We start from the raw sequence: 25,556 nt of genomic DNA on the forward strand, positions 1-25,556 counted from the left end.
TCAGTCGGGGCGGGGAAGCTTCCGGTGGAGCGGGTTTCGGGTGATCCGGGGGCCGGCCTGATTCCGCTCGTTCGGGGAGTTCCGCCCGCCCGGGGAGGAAACGACGGCGGGATCCGACGCACTGCGGGCCGTGCTCTCGATGAGCTTGTAGGCACTCGAGGACGCACGTGACAGGTTCGGTGCGGTGAATTTCCGTGCTGCCGCACTGCCGCACACCGGGCACGGTTCCGTGTCCCGGGCGCTGCCCATGCGTGCCTGGACCTCAAAGTCCGCGCAGTCCGCGCACCGGTAGGCGTATAGGGGCATGAGTCACCTCTCTGCGGGGGCATTTCCCGGCAGCACGATGCCGTTTCGGGTAATGCGCGGAAACCGGTAAACGCCGGCCGGCATAGTTACCGAAAACCCGTCCGGCGATTGCTGCACACCCTAATGAGCGCTTTGGATAAAGGTCAATGGGGCAGGCCGGCCGGCGCATTGCCCACTAGCGCCCGACTACGGGACGATGACGGCCCGGCCCAGCAGCTGGTTGTTCTTCAGCTTTTCATAGGCCGCCGGAGCATCCTCGAGTGAAAAGACTTCGGTGTGCACCCTGATGTTGCCGCCCCTGGCGAGGTCCAGGACTTCGAACAGCTCTGTACGCGATCCCCAGTAGGGTGAGCGAACGGAGACGTCCCACGCTGCTCCGGAGACCAGCCCCATCTTCAGGGTTCCGGCGCCTGCGCCGAGGAGTACGTGGTCGCCCTGGGGGCGCACCATTGCCTGGCCCAGGTCCAGGGTGGCCTGGTTTGCTACGAAGTCGAAGACGGCGTCCACACCCAGTCCGTTGGTGAGGTCGCTGACCATGGTCGCTGCGCCGGACTCGGACGGGAAGGTGTACTGCGCCCCGACGTCGCTGGCCAGGTTCAGTTTCGCTTCGTCAATGTCCAGGGCAACTACGGTGGCGCTGGTGAGTGCCCGCAGGATCTGGATGGCAACGTGGCCCAGCCCGCCCACTCCAATAACGACGGCGGTGGCACCGGAGTGCAGTTTCTCCAGGGATCCCTTGATTCCGTGGTAGGGCGTGAGGCCCGCGTCGGTCAGGGAAACGTTCTTCACCGGGTCAAGGTCCCCCAGCGGCACCAGGTGCCGGGCGCTGTCCACGATCAGGTATTCGGCCATTGAGCCTGGTGCGCCCAGTCCGGGAGGGGCAATGCCGTACTTGCCGGCGTTGCGGCAGTAGTTCTCCCGCCCGGACGAACATTCGTAGCAGAGCCCGCAGCCCCACGGACCGTAGACGGCCATCGACTGGCCCTCCTCGATGTACTTCACTCCCTGGCCGATTTTGTCCACGACGCCTGCGCCTTCATGGCCGAGGGTCAGCGGCAGCCCGTAGACGTAATCCTCTTCCGGCAGGGACATAAGGTATTCATCGGAGTGGCATACTCCGGCGGCTGTGACCTTGAGCCGAACCTGCCCGGGCCCGGGCTCCGGCGTTTCGATTTCCACTACTTCGGGGGCTTGGCCGATGCTGCGGTACTGAAGGGCCTTCATGGCATGCTCCTGTCTCCGCACCGGCAGATCCTGCCCGCACGGGTGGATGGATTAGCCCCTTAATCCTTGCACCGTCGGGCTGATTCCACAGCCCTGCGGCGCCGTCCACGGCAGCTGGACGGCAACCTCGGGATTTGGCCTATCCGAAGAGCGCCGCCGCTTTGGTCAAGGTCTGGAAAACTCCGTAAGCCAGCGGGATGCCGACCAGCAGCCAGCTAAAGGTCAGTTTCAGGGTGCTCATCGCGTGCCTTCCTCAAGGGGTTCGCTTGCATCGGGGCCATAGGCCTGGTGTTCATCCGCCGCCACGGAAACCTGTTCCCTGGCCGGCTCGTGGTACTTCGTGGCAACCGGCTTGATCAGCAGATTGGCTATGAATCCCACGATCAGCAGGCCCACCATGGTCAGCAGCGCCGGCTGGTATGCCTCGGCGGTGAGTTCGCCGGGAGTGCCCTGCGCATCCAGGAAAGAGTTGACGATCAACGGACCGGCGATCCCCGCGGCAGACCAGGCGGTGAGGAGACGGCCGTGGATGGCACCGACCTGGAACGTGCCGAAAAGGTCACGCAGATAGGCCGGGACAGTGGCGAATCCGCCGCCATAGAAGGAAAGGATGATGAAGGCCAGCAGCACGTACAGGATGGTGGACGTGGAGCCGAACAGGGCCAGCAGTACGTAGCACGCGGCACCTGCACCCAGGTAGACCATGTAGATGCGTTTGCGGCCGATCAGGTCCGAGGTGGCGGACCAGACAAACCGGCCGCCCATGTTGCCGATCGAGAGCAGTCCCACGAACCCGCCGGCGACCGCCGCTGTGACCAGGGAGGCGCCGTCGGGCTCCCGGAAGAAGTCCTGGATCATCGGTGCGGCCTGTTCCAGGATGCCGATTCCTGCGGTCACGTTGCAGAAGAGGACAATCCAGACCAGCCAGAACTGGCGGGTCCTGACGGCGTTCGACGCCGACACGTTGGCGTTGGTGACCAGCGGTTTCCTGGCGACGGTCGCCGGGTCGAATCCCTTGGGCTTCCAGTCGTCCGCGGGCACCCGGATGGTCCATGCGCCGTAAAGCATATAGACCAGGTAGACGACGCCGAGGGTCAGGAAGAGCTTGCCGACGGCGTCTCCGCTGGCCACCCAGCCGGGGCTGCCGGAGTCCGGATCGTATAGGGCCAGGAGGGCCGAGGAGAGCGGGCTGGCAATGAGTGCACCGCCGCCGAACCCCATGATGGCCATGCCGGTGGCCAAACCTGGACGGTCAGGGAACCATTTGATCAGGGTGGACACCGGAGAGATGTAGCCGATGCCCAGCCCAATGCCGCCCAGGAATCCGTAGCCTGCGTAAAGCAGCCACAGTTGTCCGGTGAAGATGCCCAGTGCGCCGACCATGAATCCGCCGGCCCAGAAAAGCGCCGAGACGAACATTGCCTTCCGCGGACCGTTGCGGTCCACCCAGGTGCCCATGACAGCCGCCGAGAGTCCGAGCATCACGATGGCGATGGAGAAGATCACGCCAATCTGGGTAAGGCTCGCGTCGAAGTACTCCACGAGGGCGGTCTTGTAGACGCTCGTTGCGTACGCCTGTCCGATGCAGAGATGGACGGCGAGGGCCGCCGGAGGGATGAGCCACCGGTTGAATCCCGGCGGGGCAATAGTGCGGTCACGGTCCAGCCAGCTCATCTGTTCTCCCAATCTCACCCAGCACAGTCATTGGCCGGCCGGTGCCGCCAGGGCAGCACCGGCCTGTGCGCCCCAGCCTTGCCGATCATCGAGTCCGCACCGCATCGACACGCCGTAATGCGCTGCATCACATGGACCAACCATCCGCAACCTACCGTCGGGTAACTAATTGGGAAAAACCCTTGCTTTGTTACCAATCAGTAAGTTAGATGTAACCGACATCACATTCCTACTGGCCGGTAGCCCGAGTTCATGACACTCCATGACGCGCGGTAAACCCCGCCGGCGCACCACAAAGGCGGAGCCCACAGGCGTACTCCCGCCGCTCAAGCGGTCTCAAGACCGAAGTTGAATCAGAAAAGGGATATTCAATGACGAGTTCCACGTCCGGCCGGTCCACTAACCGGCCGCACACCATTCTGACCGGCCTTCTGGCCGTGTTCCTGGTCTTGCTGCTGGCTTTCTTTGTGCTTTTCACCAACCAGGTAGCCAACGGCGCCACCCAGCTTTCCGAGGGGGCCGAGCGGGCGTCCTCCGGTGCCGGAGACCTGAAGGAAGGCGCTGCCGCCGCGAAGGAGGGCGCAGACAAGGTGGCCGCCGGCAGTGAGAAGGTGGACTCCGGGGCCCAGACCCTCGCCCAGGGCATCGGCACGGCGAAGACCGGCGCGACGTCGCTGAATGACGGCGCTGCCACCCTGAACGACGGCGCTGCTGCCGCGTCCGAGGGAGCCAACAAACTCGCCACCGGTGCCACGAATGCGTACACCGGCGCTTCGACGCTGGCCAACGGTGCTTACTCCGCGTCCGAGGGCGCCAACAAGCTCGCCACCGGTGCGACCTCTGCCCGTGAAGGTTCTGATCAGCTGGCTGCCGGAGCCAACGAGCTTTACACCAAGATGGAGCCGCTGGTCGCCGGTGGAGCGACGCTCCAACAAAAGTCTGTCGACATTCAAACTGGCGTTGGCGACCTGGCAGCCGGCAGCGACGCCGTCAATGCCGGGATCCAGAAAATGTTTGCTGGTTTGAACTCGCCCCAGACAGCCGGCGATCCTGAATCGAGTGTGGCAGCTCAGGTGCGGAAGGACTTCGCCGACGGCAAGGGTCGCTCTCAGGGTGCAGCTGACCTCCGCCAGCTTGCTTCCGCGCTTGCCGCTAATCCCTCGTACGCCCCGTATGCACCGAGAGTCGCCGAAGCCGCCAATAAGCTCGAAGGTTTGGGCCTGACGGTTCTTTCGGTGGACGACGGGCTGAAAGGCACGGGCAACACCCCTCCCCCCGGTCTTTCATACGGCGCCGGGGCCGTTTCGCAGGGACTTGGCAACCTACAGGGACAACTCCCCGCATTCGTTGCCGGCGTTGATCAGGTGTCAGCAGGCATTGCTTCTGCACACACAGGAGCCGGAACGCTGTCCACAGGTGCCCAGAACCTGAACCAGGGACTCGTCACCCTCGAAAGCGGCGCCTACACCCTCTCCGAAGGCAACGCCAAGCTCGCCAACGGCGCCGGAACGCTGACCAGCGGCCTCGGCACCCTGGAAGCCGGCGCATACTCCCTCTCCGAAGGCAATGCCAAGCTGGCCGACGGCTCCGGCCGCCTGCTCTCCGGTTCGGATTCCCTCAATGAAGGCATGGTCAAACTCGACGACGGCGCCAAGACGCTCAAGGACGGCACCACCACGCTGAAGACCGGCGCGGCGGACCTGGCTGAAGGCAACGGGAAGCTCGCCGACGGCACCGTCACGCTCGCCGACGGCAACGGTGAAATCTCCGCCGGCGCCGGAACCATGATGGAACGCACCTCGGCCATGACGCCGGGTGAGATCCTCACCTCTCCCGCCATCCTGGCGGTCCTGATCCCGGTGGCTCTGCTGCTCATCCCGCTGGCCCTGCTGGTCTCTGCCCGCAGCCGCCGCTCACAGCACTAGAGCGACGCGCGGATAAGCGCACCACCGACGAAGGAAAGGCCGGACACGCCCTGCGGGGAAGTGTCCGGCCTTTCTACTCGCCGGCTGCAGGGCGGAGGAGCTGTCTTGGAGGCGCCGGAACGTGGAACTAGAGTTCACCCATGCAGGAAAACCCCACACACCGGCATAATCCGCAGGAACCTGAGCCACCGGCTCCGCCCCACGAATTCTGGGACGGGTTCTACAGCGAACGCACCCAGGTGTGGAGCGGGAACCCCAACGCCCTGCTGGTCCGTGAAACCGCAGGACTGAACCCGGGCACCGCACTTGAACTTGGCTGCGGGGAAGGCGCCGACGCCGTCTGGCTGGCAAAGCAGGGCTGGGACGTGACAGGCATGGACATCTCAGGGGTGGCCCTCGAACGGGCAGCCGCGCATGCGCGGGACGCCGGGGTGGAGAACCTGGTCACGCTCCTTGAGACGGACCTGGCAAAGTGGTCGGCCACGGATCCCGGAACCGAGCCCGGCTACGATCTGGTCTGCGCACAGTACCTGCACTCTCCCACCGAACTTCCACGCAACGCGATCCTGCTGCGTGCTGTCTCGTCCGTGGCACCGCGCGGACGCCTCCTCGTCGTCGGGCACCAGGACTTTCCGCCGTGGGGCCGCCACCCGGCGCCGGATCCCGCGCTGCCCACGGCCGAGGAACTGGCGGAGGAACTGGGACTGGTGTCCGGGGGCTGGATCATCGAGACCGCCGAAGCCATCCCGCGGACAGCCTTGGGCCCTGAAGGCCAGGAAGCCGTTGTCCATGACAACGTGCTCCTGGCGCGGCGCGGGGCCTAGGCGTCTGGGTACCCCTCGGCGTTCCGCGGCATTTCTGCCACAACAAAGGGCCGGGGAAGCAGGGACAGGGCAACCACCCCGGAGCTGGTGATGTGCGTTCCAGTGACCATGAAGGACGACGGCGCCGCCCCCTCCTCGAACAGCCGCTTCCCCCTGCCCACCACCACGGGGAAAAACAACAGCCGGTATTCGTCCACCAGGTTCGCGTCGTGCAGTGACCGGGCAAGCTGGTAGCTGCCGTGCACCTGAATCTCCCCGTGCCCTCGGTCCTTGATCTCCGCCACGGCCCGTACTGCGTCTCCGGCGATCAGGGTGGTGTTGTGCCAGGTCGGCTCCGTAACCGTGCTGGAAACCAGATACTTCGGCAAATGGTTCAGTGAGTCCGCAACCGTGTCTGACGGGTCCGTCACCAGTTCCCAGTAGGGCTGCATCATCTCGTAGGTGGACCGGCCGAGCAGCAGCGCGTCCGCCTGGCGGAACCAACCCGAGACCAGCTGGTCCATCTCCTCGTCCGCGAGCGGAACCAGCCACCCGCCGCGGTCGAATCCGTTGGAGGGATCTTCATCGAGCCCGCCGGGCCCCTGCATTACGCCGTCCATGCTGAGGAATGTGTTCACGGTCAGCCGCATGCCGGGCACCTCCGGATATCCATCACGCTTGTCCCCTCGACGCGTGGTTACCCTCAGGCTCGGTCAGCGGCGGACGGCAGTCAAGAGTAGGTCAGGCAGTCCAGGCGTGCGGTGCCGGACGGCGTGTGCCGGGCAGCGCCACGTTGGCCCGCCACTCGGCGATCCATTCCGGCAGCACCAGGTCTTCGGGCGGGCGCCGGCCCACGGCTTCAAAGATCTCCTCGTTGCTGACGGGACCGTTCCTGGACAGCATCCGGGTGGCGATGAACGCGCTGGCGTAGATCTCGCCGTCCACCACCATCCGCTGTTCAAAGTAGATGGCACGCTCGTCGAAGCCGAGGATCTTGGTTTCGATGCTGTAGCGCTGCCACGGTTCTAGCGATTTGCGGAAGCTGATGGTTTCGTTGCTGATCACCGGGCCCCAGCCCTTGCGGCGCATCAGCTTCCAGAACCCGCTGCGGATCATGAGATCGAACCGGCCCAGGTCCATCAGCGAGAGGTACATGCCGTTGTTCACGTGGTTCGCGAAGTCCAGGTCCGTGGGCAGGACGCGCATGGGCAGCGAGGATGTCTCGAAAAGGTCCAGCCTGGGCCGGCGCCGGCGCGCGGTCAGGAGCAGCAGCAGGGTGCGGAAGATCAGGTGCATTCCGCTATATTACCCACGAGTAACATCGGGGTACACCAAGGCGCGGCAGCATTTTCTGCAGACTGGCGCGCCAATCCCTGCAATTACTCGTTACACCGGGGCCGCCGCGGTGTAAGAACTCTGCGCATGAGTGAGGAATTCAAGGTGGGCGACCGGGTGCGGTGGAACTCGCGCACGGGGGCCGTTACCGGGGAAGTTACCGAAGTCCACACGGCCGACTTCGAGTTCATGGGACGCCGGCGCCTTTGTTCGGAAGACGACCCGCAGTACAAGGTGCGCAGTGACGCCACAGCCCTGCATGCTGTCCACCGGGCCGAGGCCCTTCGCAGGCTGGGCTAAGCAGGCGGCCAAACGCACGACGGCGGCGTCCCCGCCTGGGAGGCTGCCGCCGTCGTCATTGTGGTGCGGTAGGTCAGGAGCGTGCAGCTGCCCTTGAGCGCAGCTTGGCCAGCACCTGGTCCTCCGCGTCCGGACCAGGCTTGATGCCGCCCGGAACCCGGAAGAAGAAGGCCAGGCCAATGACCCACCACGCGCCGAACAGCAGCCACGGCTGAATCCCCAGCGCAGCCGGCATGCCCGGCATGTAGAGGCTGAACAGGGCCGTGCCCAGGATTGCTGCCGCAATACCGATCGCGATGCCACCCTTGCCCTTGCCGCCCACGCGGAGCGGGCGGTCCATGTCCGGTTCGCGGCGGCGCAGGATCAGGAAGGAAATGGCTACGAGGGTGTAGGCCAGGACGATGCTGGGTGCCCCGGAGTCAACGAGCCAGCCGAGCATCTCCGCGCCGCCGAACGGAGCCAGCACGCTGAGTCCGCCGATGAACAGCAGCGCGTTGTGCGGGGTGTGGTACTTCGGGTGGAGCCGCCCAAACCATGCCGGAAGCATCCCGGAGCGGGCCAGGGAGTACATCAGGCGCGAAGCTCCCATCAGCAGCGAGTTCCAGGAGGTCAGGATGCCTGCGATGCCGCCGGCAATCAGGACCTTGGCCATGAAGTCGGACCCGAACATCGCGCCCACCGCATCCGCGGTGGCAATGTCCGCACCGGCCAGGTCCGACGCCGGCATGGCGGAGGAGGTGGTGAGGATGACCATCACGTACCAGATGGTCGCCAGGATGACCGAGACCACCACCAGCCGGCCGATCTGCCGGGCAGGAATGTTCACTTCTTCCGCGGACTGCGGAATGACGTCGAAGCCGATGAAGAGGAAGGGCACCACAACCAGGACTGCGAAGAACCCGTTCATGCCCCCGGTGAACCAGGGGTCCATGTTGGCGGCGCTGCCGCCGGAGAAGGACCCGAAGATCATGATGAGCCCAATGGCCAGCAGGAACAGCACCACGAAGGTCTGCACGATTCCGGCTTCCTTCACGCCGCGGATGTTGATCCAGGTGATGACGACGGCGGCAATGGCGCCTACCAGCGCCCAGGTCAGGTGCACTTCGAATCCGGCTACGGTCCAAAGCGGAATCTGGCTGAGGTCCGGGAAGATGTACTGCACGGTCCGGGGCAGGGCAACGGCCTCGAACGCCACGATGGTGACGTAGCCTCCGATGATTGCCCAGGAGCCGACGAAGGACGTGCGCGGACCCATGGCCCGCAGGATGTAGTTGTGCTCGCCGCCGGCCTTGGGCATTGCGGCGCACAGTTCGGCGTAGGTCAGGCCCACGATCGCCATGATGACGCCGCCGGTCAGCATTGCGAGGATCGCGCCGCCGGTGCCGGCACTTGAAAGCCAGTCTCCCGTCAGCACAACCCAGCCGAAACCGATCATGGCACCGAACCCCAGCGCCAGCACGTCGATGCGGCCCAGGACCTTTTTGAGTGAGGGTTCGGTTCCGGTTTCTGTTGCGGACACGCCGACACCCCCTTTCTGTAGAGCTGTGCCGAGTGGGCACTTAAGTAAATTGCCCACTCACGTTACTGGGATGGCCCGTCCACGCCTAATGTGTCGTCCGGATGGGAGGTCCGGGGGTAACGCACTATTCAGAGTAGCGGCGTGCGGACACAGCTATTCCACCGTGTAGATTTCCAGCCGCACCTCCTGGGGTAGCCGAACCCCGGTGCCGATCAGGATCCGGTTTGAGAGCCAGGCCCAGGTGCCGCCGTCGGGCGCTTCGATTTTCGGGGTGCAGCGGAAGTAAATCCTTTCCGGGTCCACCGGCTCGCCGCGGAGCAGGGCGGCAATATCCTCTTCGCTTCCAGAGCGCAGCCCGAAGTTGTTCACGTAGAGCCGTTCGCCGTCGTCAGTTTCGATGGCGTACTTGGCTTCCAGCTCCGTCAGCTTGGACGTGCGGAGCAGCTGGAAGTCCGCGCCGGCAGGCAGGACAGTGCCCCTCAGCTCAGGGCCCTCCACCTTTCCTCCGAGGATGGGGATGATGCGCCGCAGTCCGGCTGCGGTTTGGCCAATCTCAACAGGTTGGCCCACTTCAACGGAGACGGTGGCCAGAAACGAAAGGGCGGGAGCAACGGGAGACATGTCCATGAGGCTATCGCCTGCTGCCTCCCTGCCCCAGCAGCTTGTACCCGTCTGGCAGCGCCGGCGGGCCCGGAACTACGTCAGCCGGTTGAAGGCCAGCTGGGCCAGCGCCGCAGCCTGGTCCGCAAGCACCGAATCGTCGAAGAGCACCCGCGGCGAGTGGTTCCACGCAGCGGTCTCCGGATCCACGTCCGGTGGAGTCGCTCCGAGGAACAGGAACGCGCCGGGAATCTTTTGCAGCACCAGGGAAAAGTCCTCGGAACCCATGAGCGGGTCGCGGGACTGGAGCACGCGTTCCTCCCCGAACATTTCGCGCAGTTCGCGCATCGCCTGGAAGGTCCGTGAGGGATCGTTCTCCGTCATGGGATACAGGATTTCGAAGCTGACTTCCGCAGTACAACCGTGGGCTGCCGCTATGCCGTCCGCGAGCGCCTTGGTTTCCACGATCAGCCGGTCCATCGACTCCGCGGACAGCGTGCGGACGCTGGCGCCGAGGCGGGCGCTGTCCGGAATGACGTTGATGGCGCGGCCGGCCTCCAGCTGGGTGATGGTCAGGACGATCGGATCGAAGACGGAGAACTTGCGGGTAGCCATCACCTGGAGCGCCCCGGCGATTTCGACCAGGGCCGGCACCGGATCCAGGGCATTGTGCGGCTGGGAGCCGTGTCCGCCGGAACCGTGAACGGTAATCCTCAGCTCGTTGGCTCCGGCCATAAGGGTTCCCGGCCTGGTCCGGAACACCCCAAGCGGCCCCGGCCGGACGTGCACGCCGTAGGCTGCAACCGGCTTCTCGCCGGCCGCCTCCAGGACGCCTTCCTCGATCATCAGGCCGGCACCGCCGTCGCCCTCTTCTCCAGGCTGGAACATGAAGATCACATTCCCGGAGATGTCCCGCTGCTGTGCCGCCAGCAGGCGGGCAGCGCCGACCAGGCCGGCAACGTGGAGGTCATGGCCGCAGGCATGCATGGCACCGTTGGTTGAGGCGTACTCCAGGTCCGTGAGCTCCTCGACCGGCAGTGCATCCATGTCGCCGCGTAGCAGCACGGAGGGCCCGTCTTCACCGCCGCGCAGCACCGCGGTCACTGAGCTGAGCGCCCGGCCGGTGGTGATCTCCAGTCCCAGCCCGTCCAGCGCGTCCAGAATCTTCTGCTGGGTCCGCGGCAGGTGCAGACCCACCTCGGGTTCGCGGTGAATATCCCTGCGCAGGGACACCAATTCCGGCAGGAGGTCCTGGCCCTCAGCAGCAAACATCCTCGTCCTCACGGTTGGTCCAGCACAGCGGCCGAAAGAACTTCGGCCCTGCGTGGAAGTAAACCACCCCGGACGGACAAACACACTTGTCATAGGGCCCGGAACTGCTGCGCGGAGGCCATTTCATACCTGCCGGGTTCCCCCGTGCGGCTGATCCGCTGCAGGTGCCCCGCCCCTAGACTGATGGCCATGATCGAAACCCAGCCGCCCGGCGCTGATACGGCCGCTCCGCCACCGCGGAAGCACGAAACGACGGCCGCGAACACCCTGAAGGGTCTCGCCGGCCGGGTGCGCCGGTTCCGCCTGAGCCTGCCCTGGAACTCGGAGGATGACTGGGAGCGCCCCGACCCCGGGCCCGAGGGATACCGCCGCGACGCGATAGGCGTGCTCATTGCACTGCTCCTGAGCGCCATGATGCTTGAATTCATGCGCGGCTTCGCCTTCGGTGACGGTGACTACGGGACCGCCTGGCTGCAGCATCTGGCCCAGGCCGCGATCTTCCTTCCCCTGGTGTTCCGCCGCCGCTTCCCCATCGCGGTCATGCTGGCCAGCTCAGTGATCTTCGTGGCGGTGGGTGTCACGGTGACGGTCGTCAGCCAGACGCTGGGTTTCCAGGCAGCGTACTTCGCTTCCCTCTACAGCGCAGTCGCGTGGGCGCGGAACCGGCGCGTGCTCTGGCTGGGCGTCACGGTGGTGATCGCGGCCATGTTCCTGTGGATCATCCTCGGACTGACCGTCTCCAGCGGGCTGGACGAACTCATTCGCAACTTCTGGGCCGACGAAGGCGAAGCGCAGGGCCTCTTCCCCCCGCTGACCTCCTACTCCCTCTACACTTTCATGCTCAACGCGGCCTACTTCGGCGGCGCCATTATGTTCGGCTGGAACTCCTGGCGCAGCGCCCACCAGCGCGAGCAGCTCGCCGGCCAGGCCGTCCAGCTCGAAGCCCAAAGCGCGGACCTGGCACGCAAGGCCGTCATCGAGGAACGCCTGCGCATCGCCCGGGAACTGCACGACGTCGTTGCGCACCACATCTCGGTGATCGGCATCCAGGCCGGCGCGGCCCGCCGGGTCCTGGAAAAGAAGCCCGACGCCGCCGCCGGCGCCCTGCAGACAATCGAATCCTCCAGCCGCGATGCCGTAGCGGAAATGCGGTCCCTGCTCGGCGTCCTGCGTTCTTCGGACGCAGAAACGGACGGCCCGGCGCGGCGCCAGCCGGAACCCGGGCTGGAGGAGATTCCGCAGCTCCTGGAGGACTTCCGCAGCAACGGCCTGGCCGTGAAGTTCCACCGGGCCGGGCACGAACCCGGAGTGCTGGAAAACCTTTCCGCGCCGCTCGCGCTCTCGGTCTACCGGACCATCCAGGAGTCCCTGGCGAACATCCGGCGCCACTCCACGGCCGGAAGCGCCGTCGTCGCCTTGCGAAGCGGCACAACCCCGGCGGGTCCGGACTCACCCGCCCAGCGCTGGGTCGAGGTTGAAACGGTTGACGACGGCCGGCCCCGGCACGGGACCGGCGGCACCGGCTACGGGCTGCGCGGCATCCGAGAACGGGCGGCCCTGCATGGCGGCATCACGGACATCGGCCCGCGCGACGGCGGCGGCTGGCGGGTACGGGTCCGCTTTACGCTGCGCTGACATAGCGGCTTGCCCCGCCCCGCGGCCAAACCGCTATGGTAAACCCGGGGGCGGCACCGGGCCGGCCGGGATTTTTGAGGACTTATGGAACCGATCCGTGTTCTGCTCGCTGACGACCAGGCCCTGGTGCGTGCCGGCTTCGCCATGATGCTCTCCGTCGAGGATGAGATTGACGTAGTGGGCGAAGTCGCCAACGGCCAGGAAGCGGTGGACTATGCCGCGGCCAATGACGTGGACATCATCCTGATGGACGTGCAGATGCCGGTGCTGGACGGCATCCGGGCCACCGAACGGATCGTGGCGGCGGACCGCGCCAAGGTCATCATCCTCACCACCTTCGAACGCGACGACTACCTCTTTGACGCCATCCAGGCCGGAGCCAGCGGGTTCCTGCTCAAGAACGCCGATCCGGATGACCTGGTGGGAGCCGTCCATTCGGTTGCCTGCGGCCACGCCCTGCTCGCCCCGGAGGTGACCGTGCGGGTCATTGAGCGTTTCGCCCGCCAGCTGGAGGCCGAGCAGAACACCGCCTCAGCGCCGGCCGGTCCCGCCGCCGTCGAGCCCCAGCCCGACCCGGCCCAGCAGCGGCTCCTCACGTCCCTTACCGCACGGGAGCGCCAGGTGCTGGAGCTGGTGGCGGCCGGACTCAGCAACGCCGAAATCGCCTCCCGCATGTTCGTGGCGGAGGCCACCGTCAAGACGCACGTTTCCAACCTGCTGGGCAAGGTCCAGGTGCGGGACCGGGTGCAGGCGGTAGTTTTCGCCTACGAATCCGGACTCATTCTTCCGGGTGAGTCCGGGCGCGAGGCCTAGGCCGCGGCTTCCGCCGAACGGCCGATCCGCCGTCGTGCTCCCATCCCTAGGCTTGAGGCAGTTACTTCCGATCAACTGTCCGGCTCGCCGGGAAAAGGAGCAGTACCCCCATGCTGCAGGTCCGCAAACTCACCCGAAGGTTCGGTGAGAAAACCGCCGTCGACTCGGTGACCTTTGACATTCCTTCGGGCCAAATGACCGGCTTCGTCGGCGCCAACGGTGCCGGCAAGACCACCACCATGCGCATGATCATGGGCGTGCTCAGCACCACGTCCGGCGAGATCCTGCTCGACGGCGCTCCCCTGGACGCCGAGGCGCGCTCCAGCTTCGGCTACATGCCCGAGGAGCGCGGCCTCTACCCCAAGCAGCCGATCCTGGACCAGCTGGTGTACCTGGGCCAGCTGCACCGGATGAGCTCGGCTGCTGCCCGGAAGGGTGCCGTTGAGCTGTTGGAGCGCTTTGGGCTGGGCGGACGCACCAGGGACAAACTGGAGTCCCTCTCGCTGGGCAACCAGCAGCGGGTGCAGATCGCCGCATCCCTGCTGCACAAGCCGTCCGTGCTGATCCTGGACGAACCGTTCTCCGGCCTGGACCCGGTGGCCGTGGATTCAATGGTGGAGCTGCTGCGCGAACGCACCTCCGCCGGCGTTCCGGTGCTCTTCTCCAGCCACCAGCTGGACCTCGTGGACCGGCTCTGCGACAACATGGTGGTGCTGCAGCAGGGCAAGGTGATCGCCTCCGGCACCGGGGATGACCTGCGTGCCAAGGCCGTCAACCGGCACCGGCTCACCATCTCCCCGGACGCCGGCTGGGTACGTGATGAACCGGGCGTGCGGGTCCTGGACGTCGCCGGCCCCACCGCCATCCTCCAGTTCGACGACGACGACGCGCGCCAGCGCCTGCTGGCCACTGCCCTGACCCGGGGTTCCGTTGAGGAATTCGCCCCGATCCGTCCGTCCCTGAGCGAAATCTACCGTGAGGTCACCGCAGCATGAGCACCGTATCCCGGCCCACCCCAGCGTGGGCGATCGTCACCCTCCGCGAGGTCATGGTCAAGGCCCGCGACCGGAGCTACCTCATTTCTACGCTTGTCACGCTGGTACTGATCGTCGGCGTCGTAGTCTTCAACGCCTACATGAGCAGCAAGGCGGACGAGTACACCGTTGCGGTGACCGGACCTGACGCCGTTTCCGTCGTGGAGACGGCGCATGAGACCGGCCAGGCAGACGGCGGCAACACCAGTTTCGAGCCGGTTGAGGCTTCCAGCCGGGAGGCCGCCGAGGAACTGGTCCGTTCCGGGGAAGCGGACGCCGCCCTTCTGGTGGCCTTCGATGGCTGGACCCTGACCGGCAATGAGGAACTTCCCAACGGCCTGCAGCAGGGTATCGCCGAAGCCCTGCGGGCGGAGGTCCTGGAAATTAACGCCGCCAACGCCGGCACCACGTCCGAAGCCCTGCTGGAGGGCAGCGAGTTTAAGACCGCACTGCTGAACGGTGATGCCGAGAACCAGTTCGTCGCCCAGTTCACCGGGTTCGTGTTCGGTTTCCTGTTCTACATGGCCGCGATCGTGTTCGGTATGGCAATTGCCACCTCCGTCCTGGAGGAAAAGCAGAACCGAGTGGTGGAAATCCTCGCCACCGCCATTCCAATCCGCCAGCTGCTCTACGGCAAGGTTGCCGGCAACACGATCCTGGCCATGATCCAGCTGGCGCTGTACGCCGGCGCCGCCCTGCTGGCGCTGACGTTCACCGGTACGGCGGACTCGGTCAGCACGATCATTCCGGCGTCGGGCTGGTTCCTGGTCTTCTTCCTGGTGGGCTTCCTCATCCTGGCGTCGCTGTGGGCCATGATCGGTTCAATGGCTTCCCGTTCCGAGGACCTAAACAACAGCTCCGGTCCGGTGCTCACCGTGATCATCGTTGCGCTGTTCGCCGGCCTGTTCGCCAAGGGGCAGCTGCTGGTGGCGGCGTCCTTCGTCCCGGTCATCTCCACGGTGGCCATGCCGGTGCGGATGCTCAGCGGCGAGATTCCACTGTGGCAAACCTTCCTGTCCCTGGCCATCGCGCTGGCTGCGGCCTACGCGCTGCTGCGGTTCGGCGAGAAGATCTACCGCCGTGCCGTGATGCAGGGCGGCGGCGCACTGACCCTGCGCAAGGCCATGAAGCTGGAGCAGTAACCTCTCCCTGCCCCGCCACCCCCATCATCGAGAGGCCAGTTACGGCTGGTTCGAGCGCTCATACGAGCCGTAACTGGCCTTTCGATGGGTGGGCGGGGGACGGGGTTAGCTCCCCCGCAGGGTTTCGGAGGCTGATTCAAGCAGCAGCGGGACACCTTCTTCGAGGGTGGGTCCGAAGGTGTCACCGGGGCGTTCACCCTTGAGGTACCGCGTGTAGATCGCTTCGCAGAAGATGGCGGATTTCCACAGCGCCAGTGCCCGGTACCAGGGCAGGGCGCTGACATCGAGTCCGGTTAGGTCCGCGTATCCGGCCACCAGCTGGTCCCTGCTCCAGTAGCCGGGCTGCTTGGTCACCGCGGTCAGATCCATCACGGTGGACTCGGCGCCGGGTTCGGCATAGGTCGCGGCAAGGTACCCCAGGTCCGCCAGCGGATCCCCCAGGGTTGCCATCTCCCAGTCCAGGATTCCCGTCACCGTTGCCGGCTGCTGCCGCCCGAACATCAGGTTGCCCAGCCGGTAGTCGCCGTGCACCACCGAAGGGCGCTGGGACACCGGGATGCTCGTTCCCAAGTCCCGGCGAACCTGCTCCACGAGCGGGACATCGCGCAGGGTGTTCGCCTCCCAGAGCCCGGCGAACCGCCTGATCTGCCGTTCCAGGTATCCCTCGGCCCGGCCCAGCCCGGAAAGCTCCGGACCGGCCACGTCCACGCTGTGCAGCCGGGCCAGGGTTTCGACGACGGCGCGGCTGATGTTTCCGCGCTGCTCCGGAGTATCCAGGTGCTCCGGGGCCGATTCGGTAATCACGTGCCCGTCCAGGTAAGACATGACGTAGAACGGCACTCCGAGCAGGGTTTCGTCGCTGCAGACGGCCAGGATCTGCGGCACCGGGATCCCTTTGGCCTCCAGCAGCTGCTGCACCCGAGCTTCGCGGACCATGTCATGCGTGGACCGGGGAAGCGGCGGACGCGGGCCCCGGCGCAGCACGAACGATTCGCCGCCGCGGGTGATTCGGTAGGTGATGTTGGACTGCCCGTCGCCGATGCGCTCCCAGGCGAGGTCCCCGCTGCCGAGTCCGTGCGCGTCCAGGAAACCGGTGACGGCGTCCAGCACCAGCAGCGGCGGCCGTTCGAGTGCGGCAGCCTCGGAACCGGTGGAGACAACTTCAGTCCCGTCCGCAGTCGTCTGCAGCCCGCTCACCGCTCCTGCTCCCTGCGGACGACGGCGTCGCCCTGGTAGGGAGCCCCGGCTTCCACTTCCCGGCGCCGCCGGGCCGAAGCCCGCCGCGCAATGGCCCACTTATGGGTCTCGTTCGAACCGTCGTAGATCCGGAACGGCCGCACTTCGTTGAGGTACTGGGCCAGCGGCAGCCCGTCGGAAACCCCGTCCCCGCCGCACAGCTGCACGCAGCGGTCAATCACCCGGTACACGGCTTCGGAGCAGTGCACCTTGGCCACCGAAGACAGGGCAGAGCCGGCCTTCGGATCCGCTGCCAGCAGCTCCGCCGTGCGGGTGATGATCGCGGCCGAGGTCTCAATGTCGATCACGCTCTGCGCAATGAGCTCCTGCGCCAGTCCCAGTTCGCTGATCCGTGAACCGAAGATTTCCCGCCGTCCGGTGCGGTCCAGCGCAATGTCCAGCGAGCGCCGGGCCAGTCCCAGCCAGCGCATGCAGTGCGTCAGCCGGGCCGGACCGAGCCGGACCTGGGCATATTTGAAGCCCAGCCCCACTTCGCCGAGGACCGCCGAGTCCGGCACCGCGCAGTCCTCCAGGTACACGTGCGGGTGGCCGCCGCCGATGGTGCGGTCGATCGTGTGGATGTGCTCCCCCACGCGGATGCCCGGGTTGTCCATGTCCACCAGGAACATGGTGGCGCCCGCGGGGGCATCGCCGTCGGCCTCCGTCCGGGCCATGACAATGCAGAACCCGGCGCCAATCGCACCGGAGGTGAACCGCTTATGGCCGTTGATCAGCCACCCGTCCCCGTTCCGGCGGGCCGTGGTCTGCAGAGCGTCCGGGTCCGAACCGGCGCCCGGGTGCGGTTCGGTCATGCCGAAGCAGGACCGGACGTCCCCGGCCGCCAGCGGGGCCAGGTACTGCTGCTTTTGTTCCGGTGTGCCGATGAGCCCGAGCATGTGCATGTTGCCCTCATCCGGTGCCATGCAGTTCAGGGCAGTGGGGCCGATCGGTGAGTAGCCGGCTTCCTCGAAGATTTCCGGCCAGTCCTGCAGCGGCAGTCCCTGGCCGCCGTACTCCACCGGCACGTGCGGGGCGAAGACGCCGGCGTTCTTCGCTTCCTGCTGCAGCCTGGCGCGCTCGGACTCAGTCAGGGCCTCCCCCGGGATGGGCTCGGCCGGGACCACCACGTCCCGGATAAACGCACGTGTACGCCGGCGCAGGTCCTTTACGGTTTCGCGGCCGGGGGCAGTGTGGGCGGGGGCGCTCATCAGGCGGTACCTCCCGCGGCCAGCAGGCCGCCGTCGAGCGTCAGGACCTGCCCGGTGACCCAGGAAGCGTCCGGGGAGACCAGGTAGGTCACGGCGGAAGCGACGTCTTCGGGAGTGCCCAGCCGGCCCAGCGGATAGGCACTCGTGACGGCGTCCTCCCTGCCTTCGTAGAGGGCCCGCGAGAAGCGGGTCTTCACTACCGCCGGCGAAACGGCATTGACGCGGATCTCCGGGCCAAGTTCGACGGCGAGGGACCGGGTCAGGTGCGAGACTGCGGCTTTGCTGATGCCGTAGAGCCCGATTCCGGGCGACGGAGTGTCCCCGGAGACTGAGGACAGGTTGACCACCGTTCCGCCGCGTTCGCGGAATCCCAGCCCGGGGTGCGCCACGGTGTCCTGCACCCAGGCGAGGGTGCCCAGGACGTTGACCTCGAAGATCTTCCGGGCGGCTTCGAGGTCCATCTCCACCAGCGGGCCGAAGACCGGGTTGATACCGGCGTTGTTGACCAGGATATCCAGCCCGCCGAACTCCTTCGCCACGGTGTCCAGCACGTCGGCCCGGTGCACCGCATCATCGGACGCCCCGGCGACGGCGATGGCGCTGCCGTCCGGGAACTGTGCGGCAGCTTCCTTCAGCGCGTCGCTGCGCCGTGCCGTCAGGCAGACCCGGGCGCCCTGGGAGACGAGGTCCCGGGCAATCGCGAGCCCGATCCCGCGGCTGGCGCCGGTGACGATTGCAGTTTTTCCTTGGAGTTTTCCTTGGAGCCCACGTTCAGTTGCCACGGATCATCCTTCCTGTGGTGTCTCGCGCAGTTCCCGGCGGCGGATCTTGCCGGTCGGCGTCTTGGGCAGGTCACCGATCACGGCACGGACCGGAGGCGTTCGCACGCGGCAGTCCTTAGTGACGGCACCTTGTTCTTTTCCAGCACACGGACCTTGCGAGCGATCGCTCGGTAGACGTAGTGTGAAGAACGTCATAGGCCAGTGTCAACCCCCCTCTGGCACCCTCATGCTTTTCCGAACGCGAAGAGGTCCGATGACAAAAGCTCCCGCACAGGATCCGGCCCCCGGCCCCACCCCCCTGCCCGCCAGCACCCCCGACTGGCGGGATTACGGCGTGGATGACCTGCCGCCCTTGCTCGACGGAGCCCTGGAGTGCTTCATGGAGCACGGCTACCACGGCACCACCATCCGGCAGCTGGCCGCACGGACAGGCCTGTCGGTTCCCGGCCTCTATCACTACTACCCCTCCAAGCAGGCACTCCTGGTGGCCATCGCCTCCCATGCCATGAATGACCTGTGGATCCGCAGCCAACAGGCAATCGCCGAGGCCGGCGGCGACCCCTCCCGCCAGTTCGACCTGCTGGTCGAGTGCCTGGTGCTCTTTCACGCGCGCCGGCGCGGTCAGGCCTTCATCGCCTTCAGCGAGATCCGCAGCTTGGAGCCGGACGCCCGGGCGGCCCACATCGCCGCCCGGGACCGGCAGCAGCACCTCATGGACACGATCCTCGAGAAAGGAAAGGCGGCAGGCATCTTCTCCACACCGCACCCGCGCGAAGCGGGCACCGCCGTCATCACCATGTGCACCGGCGTCGCACAGTGGTACCGGCTGGACGGTGAACTGACCCCGGAGGAGCTTGCCGAACGCTACCGCCTCATCACCCGTATGGCAGTGGGAGCCAAGCCCGCCTAGAGGGCTGAGGGCGGTTCGGCGTGGGGGTAGAGCTCGTCCAGCAGCGCCAGCCCGCGCTCGGCCCACGCGATTTCCGATTCAGCCCGCGCAGTGAGCCCTTCATACGTAAACCTTTTGAAGGCGGCCACCCGTGAATGGTCAGCTGCCGGAACGGTGGCCAGGCGCCGGTTGAGCATGTCCGAGGTGCCGCCGTCGATCTCCTGGATCTTCTGCTGCCACTGGAGAAGGCGCGCGCCGTAGTGCTCGGCGTGGGCAAGGAGCTGGCTGCGGGCCGCGTCCGGATCCGCCCACTCCAGGTAGGCAGCCTTGAGGTGCATCGGATCGCGTTCGCGCGGATAGTCCAGCTGCGTGTTCACCCAGATCCGGAAGGCTTCACGGCCGGCGTCCGTCACGTGGTATTGCCGCTTGCGCCCCTTGGTGCCCCAGGCGACTTCCTCGCCCTCCAGGAGCCCGTCGCGCTCCATGCGGCGCAGCTCAGGATAGATCTGCGAGTCCGGAGCATGCCAGACGTACCCAACGGACGATTCGAACTGCTTGTACAGGTCATAGCCGGTCATGGGCTCCACGTTCAGCAGCGCCAGCAGAGCGTACCGAAGGCTCATCACGGCCTCTTTCCCAAAAGAAATCCCTTGCCTAACCACTATAGACATAGATACTGTGGCGCATATCACTAACTATCTATGCTGATAGTTAGTTGTACCGCCGCATCAGTGCGGATGCTCCTGGAAGGAACGCAATGACTGCCGTCTCGACCGATACTGGAATCAACAACCAGGCCCAAAGCTCCACCGCGTCCAAGGTGCTGGGCTACCCGCTGAACGCCTGGTACGTGGCTGCCTGGGACCACGAGGTGACCCGTAAGCCCATGTCCCGCCGGATCGCCGACCGCCCGCTGGCGCTCTACCGGACCGAGGACGGCAAGGCCGTAGCCCTGGCCGACGCCTGCTGGCACCGCCTGGCCCCGCTTTCCATGGGCAAGACCACCGGCCGGGACGGGATCCAGTGCCCGTACCACGGGATCATCTACAACTCCGCCGGCCGCTGCATCTCCATGCCGGCCCAGGAAACCATCAACCCCAGCGCCACGGTGCCGTCCTTCCCCGTGATCGAACGCCACCGCTACGTCTGGGTGTGGCTCGGCGATCCCACGCTGGCCGATCCGGATGCCGTGCCGGACATGCACCAGATGTCCTCCGACGAATGGGCCGGCGACGGCGAGACCATCTTCGCGCCATGCAACTACCAGCTGGTCCTGGACAACCTGATGGACCTCACCCATGAAGAGTTCGTCCACTCCTCCTCCATCGGCCAGGACGAGCTGAGCGAATCCGAATTTATCGTCACCCACGACGACGACACCGTCACGGTGACCCGCTGGATGCTGGGCATCGACCCGCCGCCCTTCTGGCTCAAGAACATGCGGGACAAGTTCCCCGGCTTTGAAGGCAAGGTGGACCGGTGGCAGATCATCACCTACCGCGCGCCGTCGACCATCAACATCGACGTAGGCGTGGCGAAGGCGGGAACCGGCGCACCGCAGGGTGACCGCAGCCAGGGCGTGAACGGATTCGTCATGAACACCATCACCCCGGAGACAGCGAAAACCTGCCACTACTTCTGGGCCTTCATGCGCAACTACCGGCTGGACAGCCAGCTCATCACCACCCAGCTGCGCAACGGCGTCCACGGCGTCTTCGGCGAGGATGAGGAAATGCTCGCCGCGCAGCAGGCGGCGATCGACGCGAACCCGGACTACGAGTTCTACAATCTGAACATCGACGCCGGCGGCATGTGGGTGCGGCGGCTGATCGAACGCCGGCTCGAGGCTGAGGGCCGCCGTCCGGACGGAAGCAGGCTCCCGTCCGGTGTCCGGCAGAGCGCGGCACTGGGCTAGGCGATGGCTGCAACAAACGTTGAAGCCTGGCAGCGCGCCGTCGTCCGGGAAACCCGGGACGTAGCGGAGGGCATCCGCCGCATTGTGCTGGTCCCCGGAGAACCGGTGCCGGCCGCGGCGGGAAGCCACGTGGACGTCATGGTCACCATTGACGGCGAGAAGCAACGCCGCTCCTACTCGATCGTTGAAGCGCACGACGGCGGCCGGGAACTGGCGATCAGCGTCTTCCGCACCGCGGCGTCCCGCGGCGGGTCGATCTTCATGCATACCCTGGCACCAGGGGATGAGCTGGAGATTACCCAGCCGCTGCAGAACTTTCCCCTGCGTGTAGGTGCGCCGCGCTATGTCCTGCTGGCAGGGGGCGTGGGCATCACCGCCATCCTGAACATGGCCCGGGTCCTGAAGAAGGTGAAGGCCAACTACCGGCTGGTCTACGCCGGACGGAACCGCAGCGCCATGGCCTACCTGGCCGACCTGCAGGCGGAGCACGGCGACGCCCTGGAGATTCATGTGGACGCCGAGGGCAGCGCCCTGTCCATTACGGAATTGGTCGAAGGGCTGCAGGATGGAACGGAGCTGTACATGTGCGGGCCGATTCGCCTGATGGACGCGGTACACCGGTCCTGGCGGGACCACGGCCTGGACCCGGCCAACCTGCGGTACGAGACGTTCGGCAACTCGGGCTGGTACCGCCCGGAGGAGTTCATTGTCCGGGTGCCGCGGCTGGGACTTGAAACCCGGGTGGGGCCGGGCCGGTCCATGCTCGAAGCCCTCGAAGACGCCGGGGCGGACATGATGTTTGACTGCCGCAAGGGCGAATGCGGGCTGTGCGAAGTGCGGATCCTGGAACTGGAAGGCGCCGTCGACCACCGGGACGTCTTCTACAGCGAACGCCAGCAGCGGGCGCGGGAGAAAATGTGCTGCTGCGTCTCGCGTGCCGTCACAGATCCTGCCGCAGCGTCCGGAACTTCCGGGCTCCGGGCCGGTCCCGCCGTCGTCACCATTGACGTCTCCTAAACAGTTCTGTGATACGTCTTACGAAGGCGCGGCGGCCACCTGCCCGAGCAGGCATGAAGCCGCGCATTCGTATAGATTGAACTGAGCATTCCGCATAACGGAATGGTCGGTGAGTCACCGAATTACTTTGAGGGGACCCCGCCCTCAACCGAGAGGCTGCATATGAGCGTCAGTGAAGACAGAACGGACATCCTCAGCGGGCTGACCAGCCAGCTGCCGGATCGTGACCCGGAAGAAACCGCGGAATGGATTGAATCCCTTGACGAGCTGATCCGCTCGCAGGGCACGGAGCGTGCGCAGTTCATCATGCGCTCGCTGCTCCAGCGGGCAGGATCCCGCTCTGTTGGTGTTCCCATGGTGACCACCACCGACTACGTCAACACCATCCCGGTGGACCAGGAACCTGAGTTCCCCGGCGACGAGGAAACCGAACGCCGCTTCCGCGCCTGGCTGCGCTGGAACGCGGCGGTCATGGTGCACCGCGCGCAGCGCCCGGGCATCGGCGTCGGCGGCCACATCTCCACCTATGCCGGAGCCGCCACCCTGTACGAAGTGGGTATGAACCACTTCTTCCGCGGCAAGGACCACCCCGGCGGCGGCGACCAGGTCTTCTTCCAGGGCCATGCCTCCCCCGGCGTCTATGCCCGTGCCTACCTCGAAGGCCGCCTGAGCGAGGAAGACCTCGACGGCTTCCGCCAGGAGAAGTCCCGCGAGGGACATGCACTGTCCTCCTACCCGCACCCGCGGAACATGCCCGATTTCTGGGAGTTTCCCACCGTTTCAATGGGCATCGGCCCCATGAACGCCATCTACCAGGCGCAGTCCAACCGCTACCTGCACAACCGCGGACTCAAGGACACCTCGGACCAGCACGTCTGGGCGTTCCTGGGCGACGGCGAAATGGACGAGCCCGAATCGCGCGGCCTGCTCCAGCTCGCCGCCAATGACAAGCTGGACAACCTGACCTTCGTGGTCAACTGCAACCTGCAGCGCCTGGACGGACCCGTCCGCGGCAACGGCAAGATCATGCAGGAGCTGGAAGCATTCTTCCGCGGCGCCGGCTGGAACGTCATCAAGGTTGTCTGGGGCCGTGAGTGGGACTCGCTGCTCGAAAAGGACAACGACGGCGCGCTGGTGGACATCATGAACTCCACGCTCGACGGCGACTACCAGACCTATAAGGCCGAATCCGGCGGATTCGTCCGTGAACACTTCTTCGGCAAGACCCCGCAGACCAAGGACATGGTTGCGGACCTGAGCGACCAGGACATCTGGAACCTCAAGCGCGGCGGCCACGACTACCGCAAGGTCTACGCCGCATACAAGGCTGCCACCGAGTTCAAGGGCAAGCCGACCGTCATCCTGGCGCACACGGTCAAGGGCTACGGCCTGGGCACGCACTTCGAAGCGCGCAACGCCACGCACCAGATGAAGAAGCTGACGCTGGAGGACCTGAAGGCCTTCCGCGACCACCTGCGCATTCCCATCACGGATGAGCAGCTGGAAGCCGATCCGTACCAGCCGCCGTACTACCACCCGGGAGCTGACTCCCCGGAGATCAAGTACCTGCTGGAACGCCGCCGTGAACTGGGCGGCAACGTGCCTGAGCGCCGTGAGAAGCACGCCCCGGTGAAGCTGCCGGAGGCCGCTGCCTACGAGGTAGCCAACCGCGGCTCCGGCAAGCAGCTGGCGGCCACCACCATGGCCTTCGTCCGCCTGCTCAAGGACCTCATGCGGGACAAGGAATTCGGCAAGCGCATTGTGCCGATCATTCCCGACGAGGCCCGTACCTTCGGCATGGACTCGTTCTTCCCGACGGCGAAGATCTACAACCCCAAGGGCCAGAACTACCTTTCCGTGGACCGGGACCTCGTCCTGGCCTACAAGGAGTCCCCGCAGGGCCAGATTGTGCACGTGGGCATCAACGAAGCCGGTTCCATCGCAGCGTTCACCGCTGCCGGCAGCGCCTACGCCACCCACGGCGAACCGCTGATCCCCGTCTACGTGTTCTACTCGATGTTCGGCTTCCAGCGCACCGCCGACTACATCTGGGCAGCTGCTGACCAGATGGCACGCGGTTTCCTGATCTCCGCCACCGCCGGCCGCACCACCCTGACCGGTGAAGGGCTTCAGCACGCTGACGGGCACTCCCCGATCCTGGCCTCCACCAACCCCGCGGTGAAGACCTACGATCCGGCGTACGGCTACGAGATCGGCCACATCATGCGCCGCGGCCTCGAGGAGATGTACGGAGAGGATTCCGAAGACCGGAACCTGATCTACAACATCATGGTTTACAACGAACCGATCCTTCAGCCGAAGGCACCGGAAGACCTGGACGTTGAAGGTGTCATCAAGGGCATCTACAAGGTCTCGGCCTCCGATGCCGAAGGCCCCAAGGCGCAGCTGCTCGCTTCCGGTGTGGCAGTTCCGTGGGCACTGGAGGCCCAGAAGCTGCTCGCCAGCGACTGGGGCGTCTCCGCCGATGTCTGGTCGGTAACGTCCTGGAACGAACTGCGCCGCGACGGCCTGGCAGCGGAGGAAGAGGCCTTCCTCAACCCCGGCTCCGAACCGCGCGTGCCGTTCGTCACCAGGCAGCTGGCCGGCGCCGAAGGACCGATTGTGGCCTCCACCGATTACATGAAGGCCGTTCCGGACCAGATCCGCCAGTTCGTGCCGAACGAGTTCGCGTCCCTGGGTGCAGACGACTTCGGCTTCGCCGACACCCGTGCGGCGGCCCGGCGCTACTTCAAGATCGACAGCCACTCCATGGTGGTCAAGGCCCTGCAGCTTCTCGCTGCCCGCGGCGACGTTGACAAGGACGCTCCGCGCTTGGCGATGGAGAAGTACGACCTGCACAACGTGAACGCAGGCACCAGCGGCAACGCGGGCGGCGACGCCTAGCAGTCCCCCGCTTGCACAGAAGG

The 25,556-nt window shown here is 65.8% G+C and carries 24 protein-coding genes; 11 read left to right on the plus strand and 13 right to left on the minus strand.

Going from position 1 to position 25,556, the window contains the following annotated elements; all coding sequences use genetic code 11:
• The 4 genes from ITX31_RS08910 to ITX31_RS08925 form a co-directional block, all read right to left on the minus strand.
• Window positions 1-306 (minus strand): FmdB family zinc ribbon protein, encoded by a 306-nt coding sequence (locus tag ITX31_RS08910; protein ID WP_194783036.1) that lies wholly within the window; start codon window positions 304-306, stop codon window positions 1-3.
• Window positions 307-492: 186 nt separating this feature from the next.
• The gene (locus ITX31_RS08915; RefSeq protein ID WP_194783037.1) at window positions 493-1,530 is read right to left on the minus strand and encodes an NAD(P)-dependent alcohol dehydrogenase; all 1,038 of its coding nucleotides are present in this window, start codon (window positions 1,528-1,530) and stop codon (window positions 493-495) included.
• A 139-nt stretch (window positions 1,531-1,669) separates the two neighbouring features.
• A complete protein-coding gene (locus tag ITX31_RS16165; RefSeq protein ID WP_194783038.1) occupies window positions 1,670-1,771 on the minus strand; it encodes an MFS transporter small subunit in 102 nt (33 codons plus the stop codon).
• Complete coding sequence (locus ITX31_RS08925; RefSeq protein WP_194783039.1) at window positions 1,768-3,204, minus strand: OFA family MFS transporter; 1,437 nt, start codon at window positions 3,202-3,204, stop codon at window positions 1,768-1,770. Before ITX31_RS08925 ends, ITX31_RS16165 begins: the two co-directional genes overlap by 4 nt.
• 371 nt (window positions 3,205-3,575) lie before the next feature.
• Here ITX31_RS08925 and ITX31_RS08930 point away from each other — a divergent pair, with 371 nt between their 5' ends.
• Together ITX31_RS08930 and ITX31_RS08935 are read left to right on the plus strand one after the other, a co-directional pair.
• Window positions 3,576-5,129 (plus strand): hypothetical protein, encoded by a 1,554-nt coding sequence (locus tag ITX31_RS08930; RefSeq protein WP_194783040.1) that lies wholly within the window; start codon window positions 3,576-3,578, stop codon window positions 5,127-5,129.
• 140 nt (window positions 5,130-5,269) lie between these two features.
• The gene (locus ITX31_RS08935; protein ID WP_194783041.1) at window positions 5,270-5,953 is read left to right on the plus strand and encodes a class I SAM-dependent methyltransferase; all 684 of its coding nucleotides are present in this window, start codon (window positions 5,270-5,272) and stop codon (window positions 5,951-5,953) included.
• Here ITX31_RS08935 and ITX31_RS08940 read toward each other — a convergent pair.
• The gene (locus ITX31_RS08940) at window positions 5,950-6,582 is read right to left on the minus strand and encodes a dihydrofolate reductase family protein (protein ID WP_194783042.1); all 633 of its coding nucleotides are present in this window, start codon (window positions 6,580-6,582) and stop codon (window positions 5,950-5,952) included. The genes ITX31_RS08935 and ITX31_RS08940 overlap by 4 nt on opposite strands.
• 91 nt (window positions 6,583-6,673) lie before the next feature.
• Window positions 6,674-7,228, minus strand: a complete 555-nt coding sequence (locus tag ITX31_RS08945; RefSeq protein ID WP_194783043.1) for a thioesterase family protein — start codon at window positions 7,226-7,228, stop codon at window positions 6,674-6,676.
• Between the two features lie 126 nt (window positions 7,229-7,354).
• Here ITX31_RS08945 and ITX31_RS08950 point away from each other — a divergent pair, with 126 nt between their 5' ends.
• Window positions 7,355-7,567, plus strand: coding sequence for a DUF2945 domain-containing protein (locus ITX31_RS08950; RefSeq protein WP_194783044.1), 213 nt, complete (start codon window positions 7,355-7,357; stop codon window positions 7,565-7,567).
• A 73-nt stretch (window positions 7,568-7,640) separates the two neighbouring features.
• On the opposite strand, the gene ITX31_RS08955 is transcribed toward ITX31_RS08950, so the two are convergent.
• From ITX31_RS08955 to ITX31_RS08965, 3 genes are all read right to left on the minus strand, one after another.
• The gene (locus tag ITX31_RS08955) at window positions 7,641-9,086 is read right to left on the minus strand and encodes an APC family permease (protein ID WP_323745625.1); all 1,446 of its coding nucleotides are present in this window, start codon (window positions 9,084-9,086) and stop codon (window positions 7,641-7,643) included.
• Between the two features lie 153 nt (window positions 9,087-9,239).
• Window positions 9,240-9,707 carry a DUF3237 domain-containing protein gene (locus ITX31_RS08960; RefSeq protein WP_228529116.1) on the minus strand — a complete coding sequence of 156 codons (468 nt, stop codon included), beginning with the start codon at window positions 9,705-9,707 and terminating at the stop codon, window positions 9,240-9,242.
• A 75-nt stretch (window positions 9,708-9,782) separates the two neighbouring features.
• Window positions 9,783-10,958, minus strand: coding sequence for a M20 metallopeptidase family protein (locus ITX31_RS08965; protein ID WP_194783046.1), 1,176 nt, complete (start codon window positions 10,956-10,958; stop codon window positions 9,783-9,785).
• 189 nt (window positions 10,959-11,147) lie between these two features.
• Here ITX31_RS08965 and ITX31_RS08970 point away from each other — a divergent pair, with 189 nt between their 5' ends.
• From ITX31_RS08970 to ITX31_RS08985, 4 genes are all read left to right on the plus strand, one after another.
• The gene (locus ITX31_RS08970; RefSeq protein ID WP_194783047.1) at window positions 11,148-12,593 is read left to right on the plus strand and encodes a sensor histidine kinase; all 1,446 of its coding nucleotides are present in this window, start codon (window positions 11,148-11,150) and stop codon (window positions 12,591-12,593) included.
• An 84-nt stretch (window positions 12,594-12,677) separates the two neighbouring features.
• Window positions 12,678-13,406, plus strand: coding sequence for a response regulator (locus ITX31_RS08975; protein WP_194783048.1), 729 nt, complete (start codon window positions 12,678-12,680; stop codon window positions 13,404-13,406).
• Between the two features lie 110 nt (window positions 13,407-13,516).
• On the plus strand, window positions 13,517-14,401 hold the full coding sequence (locus ITX31_RS08980) for an ABC transporter ATP-binding protein (protein WP_194783049.1): 885 nt from the start codon (window positions 13,517-13,519) through the stop codon (window positions 14,399-14,401).
• Window positions 14,398-15,582: an ABC transporter permease gene (locus ITX31_RS08985; RefSeq protein WP_194783050.1), complete on the plus strand. Its 1,185-nt coding sequence runs from the start codon at window positions 14,398-14,400 to the stop codon at window positions 15,580-15,582. The genes ITX31_RS08980 and ITX31_RS08985 overlap by 4 nt, the downstream gene beginning before the upstream one ends.
• Before the next feature lie 105 nt (window positions 15,583-15,687).
• On the opposite strand, the gene ITX31_RS08990 is transcribed toward ITX31_RS08985, so the two are convergent.
• Genes ITX31_RS08990 through ITX31_RS09000 form a run of 3 tightly spaced genes read right to left on the minus strand, consistent with a single transcriptional unit; the run spans window position 15,688 to window position 18,808 of the window.
• Complete coding sequence (locus ITX31_RS08990) at window positions 15,688-16,779, minus strand: phosphotransferase family protein (RefSeq protein ID WP_323745626.1); 1,092 nt, start codon at window positions 16,777-16,779, stop codon at window positions 15,688-15,690.
• Complete coding sequence (locus ITX31_RS08995; protein WP_194783051.1) at window positions 16,776-18,026, minus strand: acyl-CoA dehydrogenase family protein; 1,251 nt, start codon at window positions 18,024-18,026, stop codon at window positions 16,776-16,778. The genes ITX31_RS08990 and ITX31_RS08995 overlap by 4 nt, the downstream gene beginning before the upstream one ends.
• Window positions 18,026-18,808 carry an SDR family oxidoreductase gene (locus ITX31_RS09000; RefSeq protein ID WP_194783052.1) on the minus strand — a complete coding sequence of 261 codons (783 nt, stop codon included), beginning with the start codon at window positions 18,806-18,808 and terminating at the stop codon, window positions 18,026-18,028. The genes ITX31_RS08995 and ITX31_RS09000 overlap by 1 nt, the downstream gene beginning before the upstream one ends.
• A 253-nt stretch (window positions 18,809-19,061) precedes the next feature.
• On the opposite strand from ITX31_RS09000, the gene ITX31_RS09005 reads away from it, so the two are divergent.
• Window positions 19,062-19,718: a TetR/AcrR family transcriptional regulator gene (locus ITX31_RS09005; RefSeq protein ID WP_194783053.1), complete on the plus strand. Its 657-nt coding sequence runs from the start codon at window positions 19,062-19,064 to the stop codon at window positions 19,716-19,718.
• Here the strand turns inward: ITX31_RS09005 and ITX31_RS09010 are convergent.
• A complete protein-coding gene (locus ITX31_RS09010) occupies window positions 19,715-20,320 on the minus strand; it encodes a PadR family transcriptional regulator (protein ID WP_194783054.1) in 606 nt (201 codons plus the stop codon). The two genes, ITX31_RS09005 and ITX31_RS09010, sit on opposite strands and share 4 nt — an antisense overlap.
• A gap of 134 nt (window positions 20,321-20,454) precedes the next feature.
• On the opposite strand from ITX31_RS09010, the gene ITX31_RS09015 reads away from it, so the two are divergent.
• From ITX31_RS09015 to aceE, 3 genes are all read left to right on the plus strand, one after another.
• Window positions 20,455-21,612 carry an aromatic ring-hydroxylating dioxygenase subunit alpha gene (locus ITX31_RS09015; RefSeq protein WP_194783055.1) on the plus strand — a complete coding sequence of 386 codons (1,158 nt, stop codon included), beginning with the start codon at window positions 20,455-20,457 and terminating at the stop codon, window positions 21,610-21,612.
• Between the two features lie 3 nt (window positions 21,613-21,615).
• The gene (locus tag ITX31_RS09020; protein ID WP_194783056.1) at window positions 21,616-22,629 is read left to right on the plus strand and encodes a PDR/VanB family oxidoreductase; all 1,014 of its coding nucleotides are present in this window, start codon (window positions 21,616-21,618) and stop codon (window positions 22,627-22,629) included.
• A 162-nt stretch (window positions 22,630-22,791) separates the two neighbouring features.
• Window positions 22,792-25,533 carry a pyruvate dehydrogenase (acetyl-transferring), homodimeric type gene (gene aceE, locus ITX31_RS09025; RefSeq protein ID WP_194783057.1) on the plus strand — a complete coding sequence of 914 codons (2,742 nt, stop codon included), beginning with the start codon at window positions 22,792-22,794 and terminating at the stop codon, window positions 25,531-25,533.
• The last annotated feature ends 23 nt before the right edge of the window (window positions 25,534-25,556 follow it).

Origin of the sequence: Arthrobacter gandavensis (assembly GCF_015355785.1) — a bacterium.
GTDB classification, from domain to species: domain Bacteria; phylum Actinomycetota; class Actinomycetes; order Actinomycetales; family Micrococcaceae; genus Arthrobacter_B; species Arthrobacter_B gandavensis_A.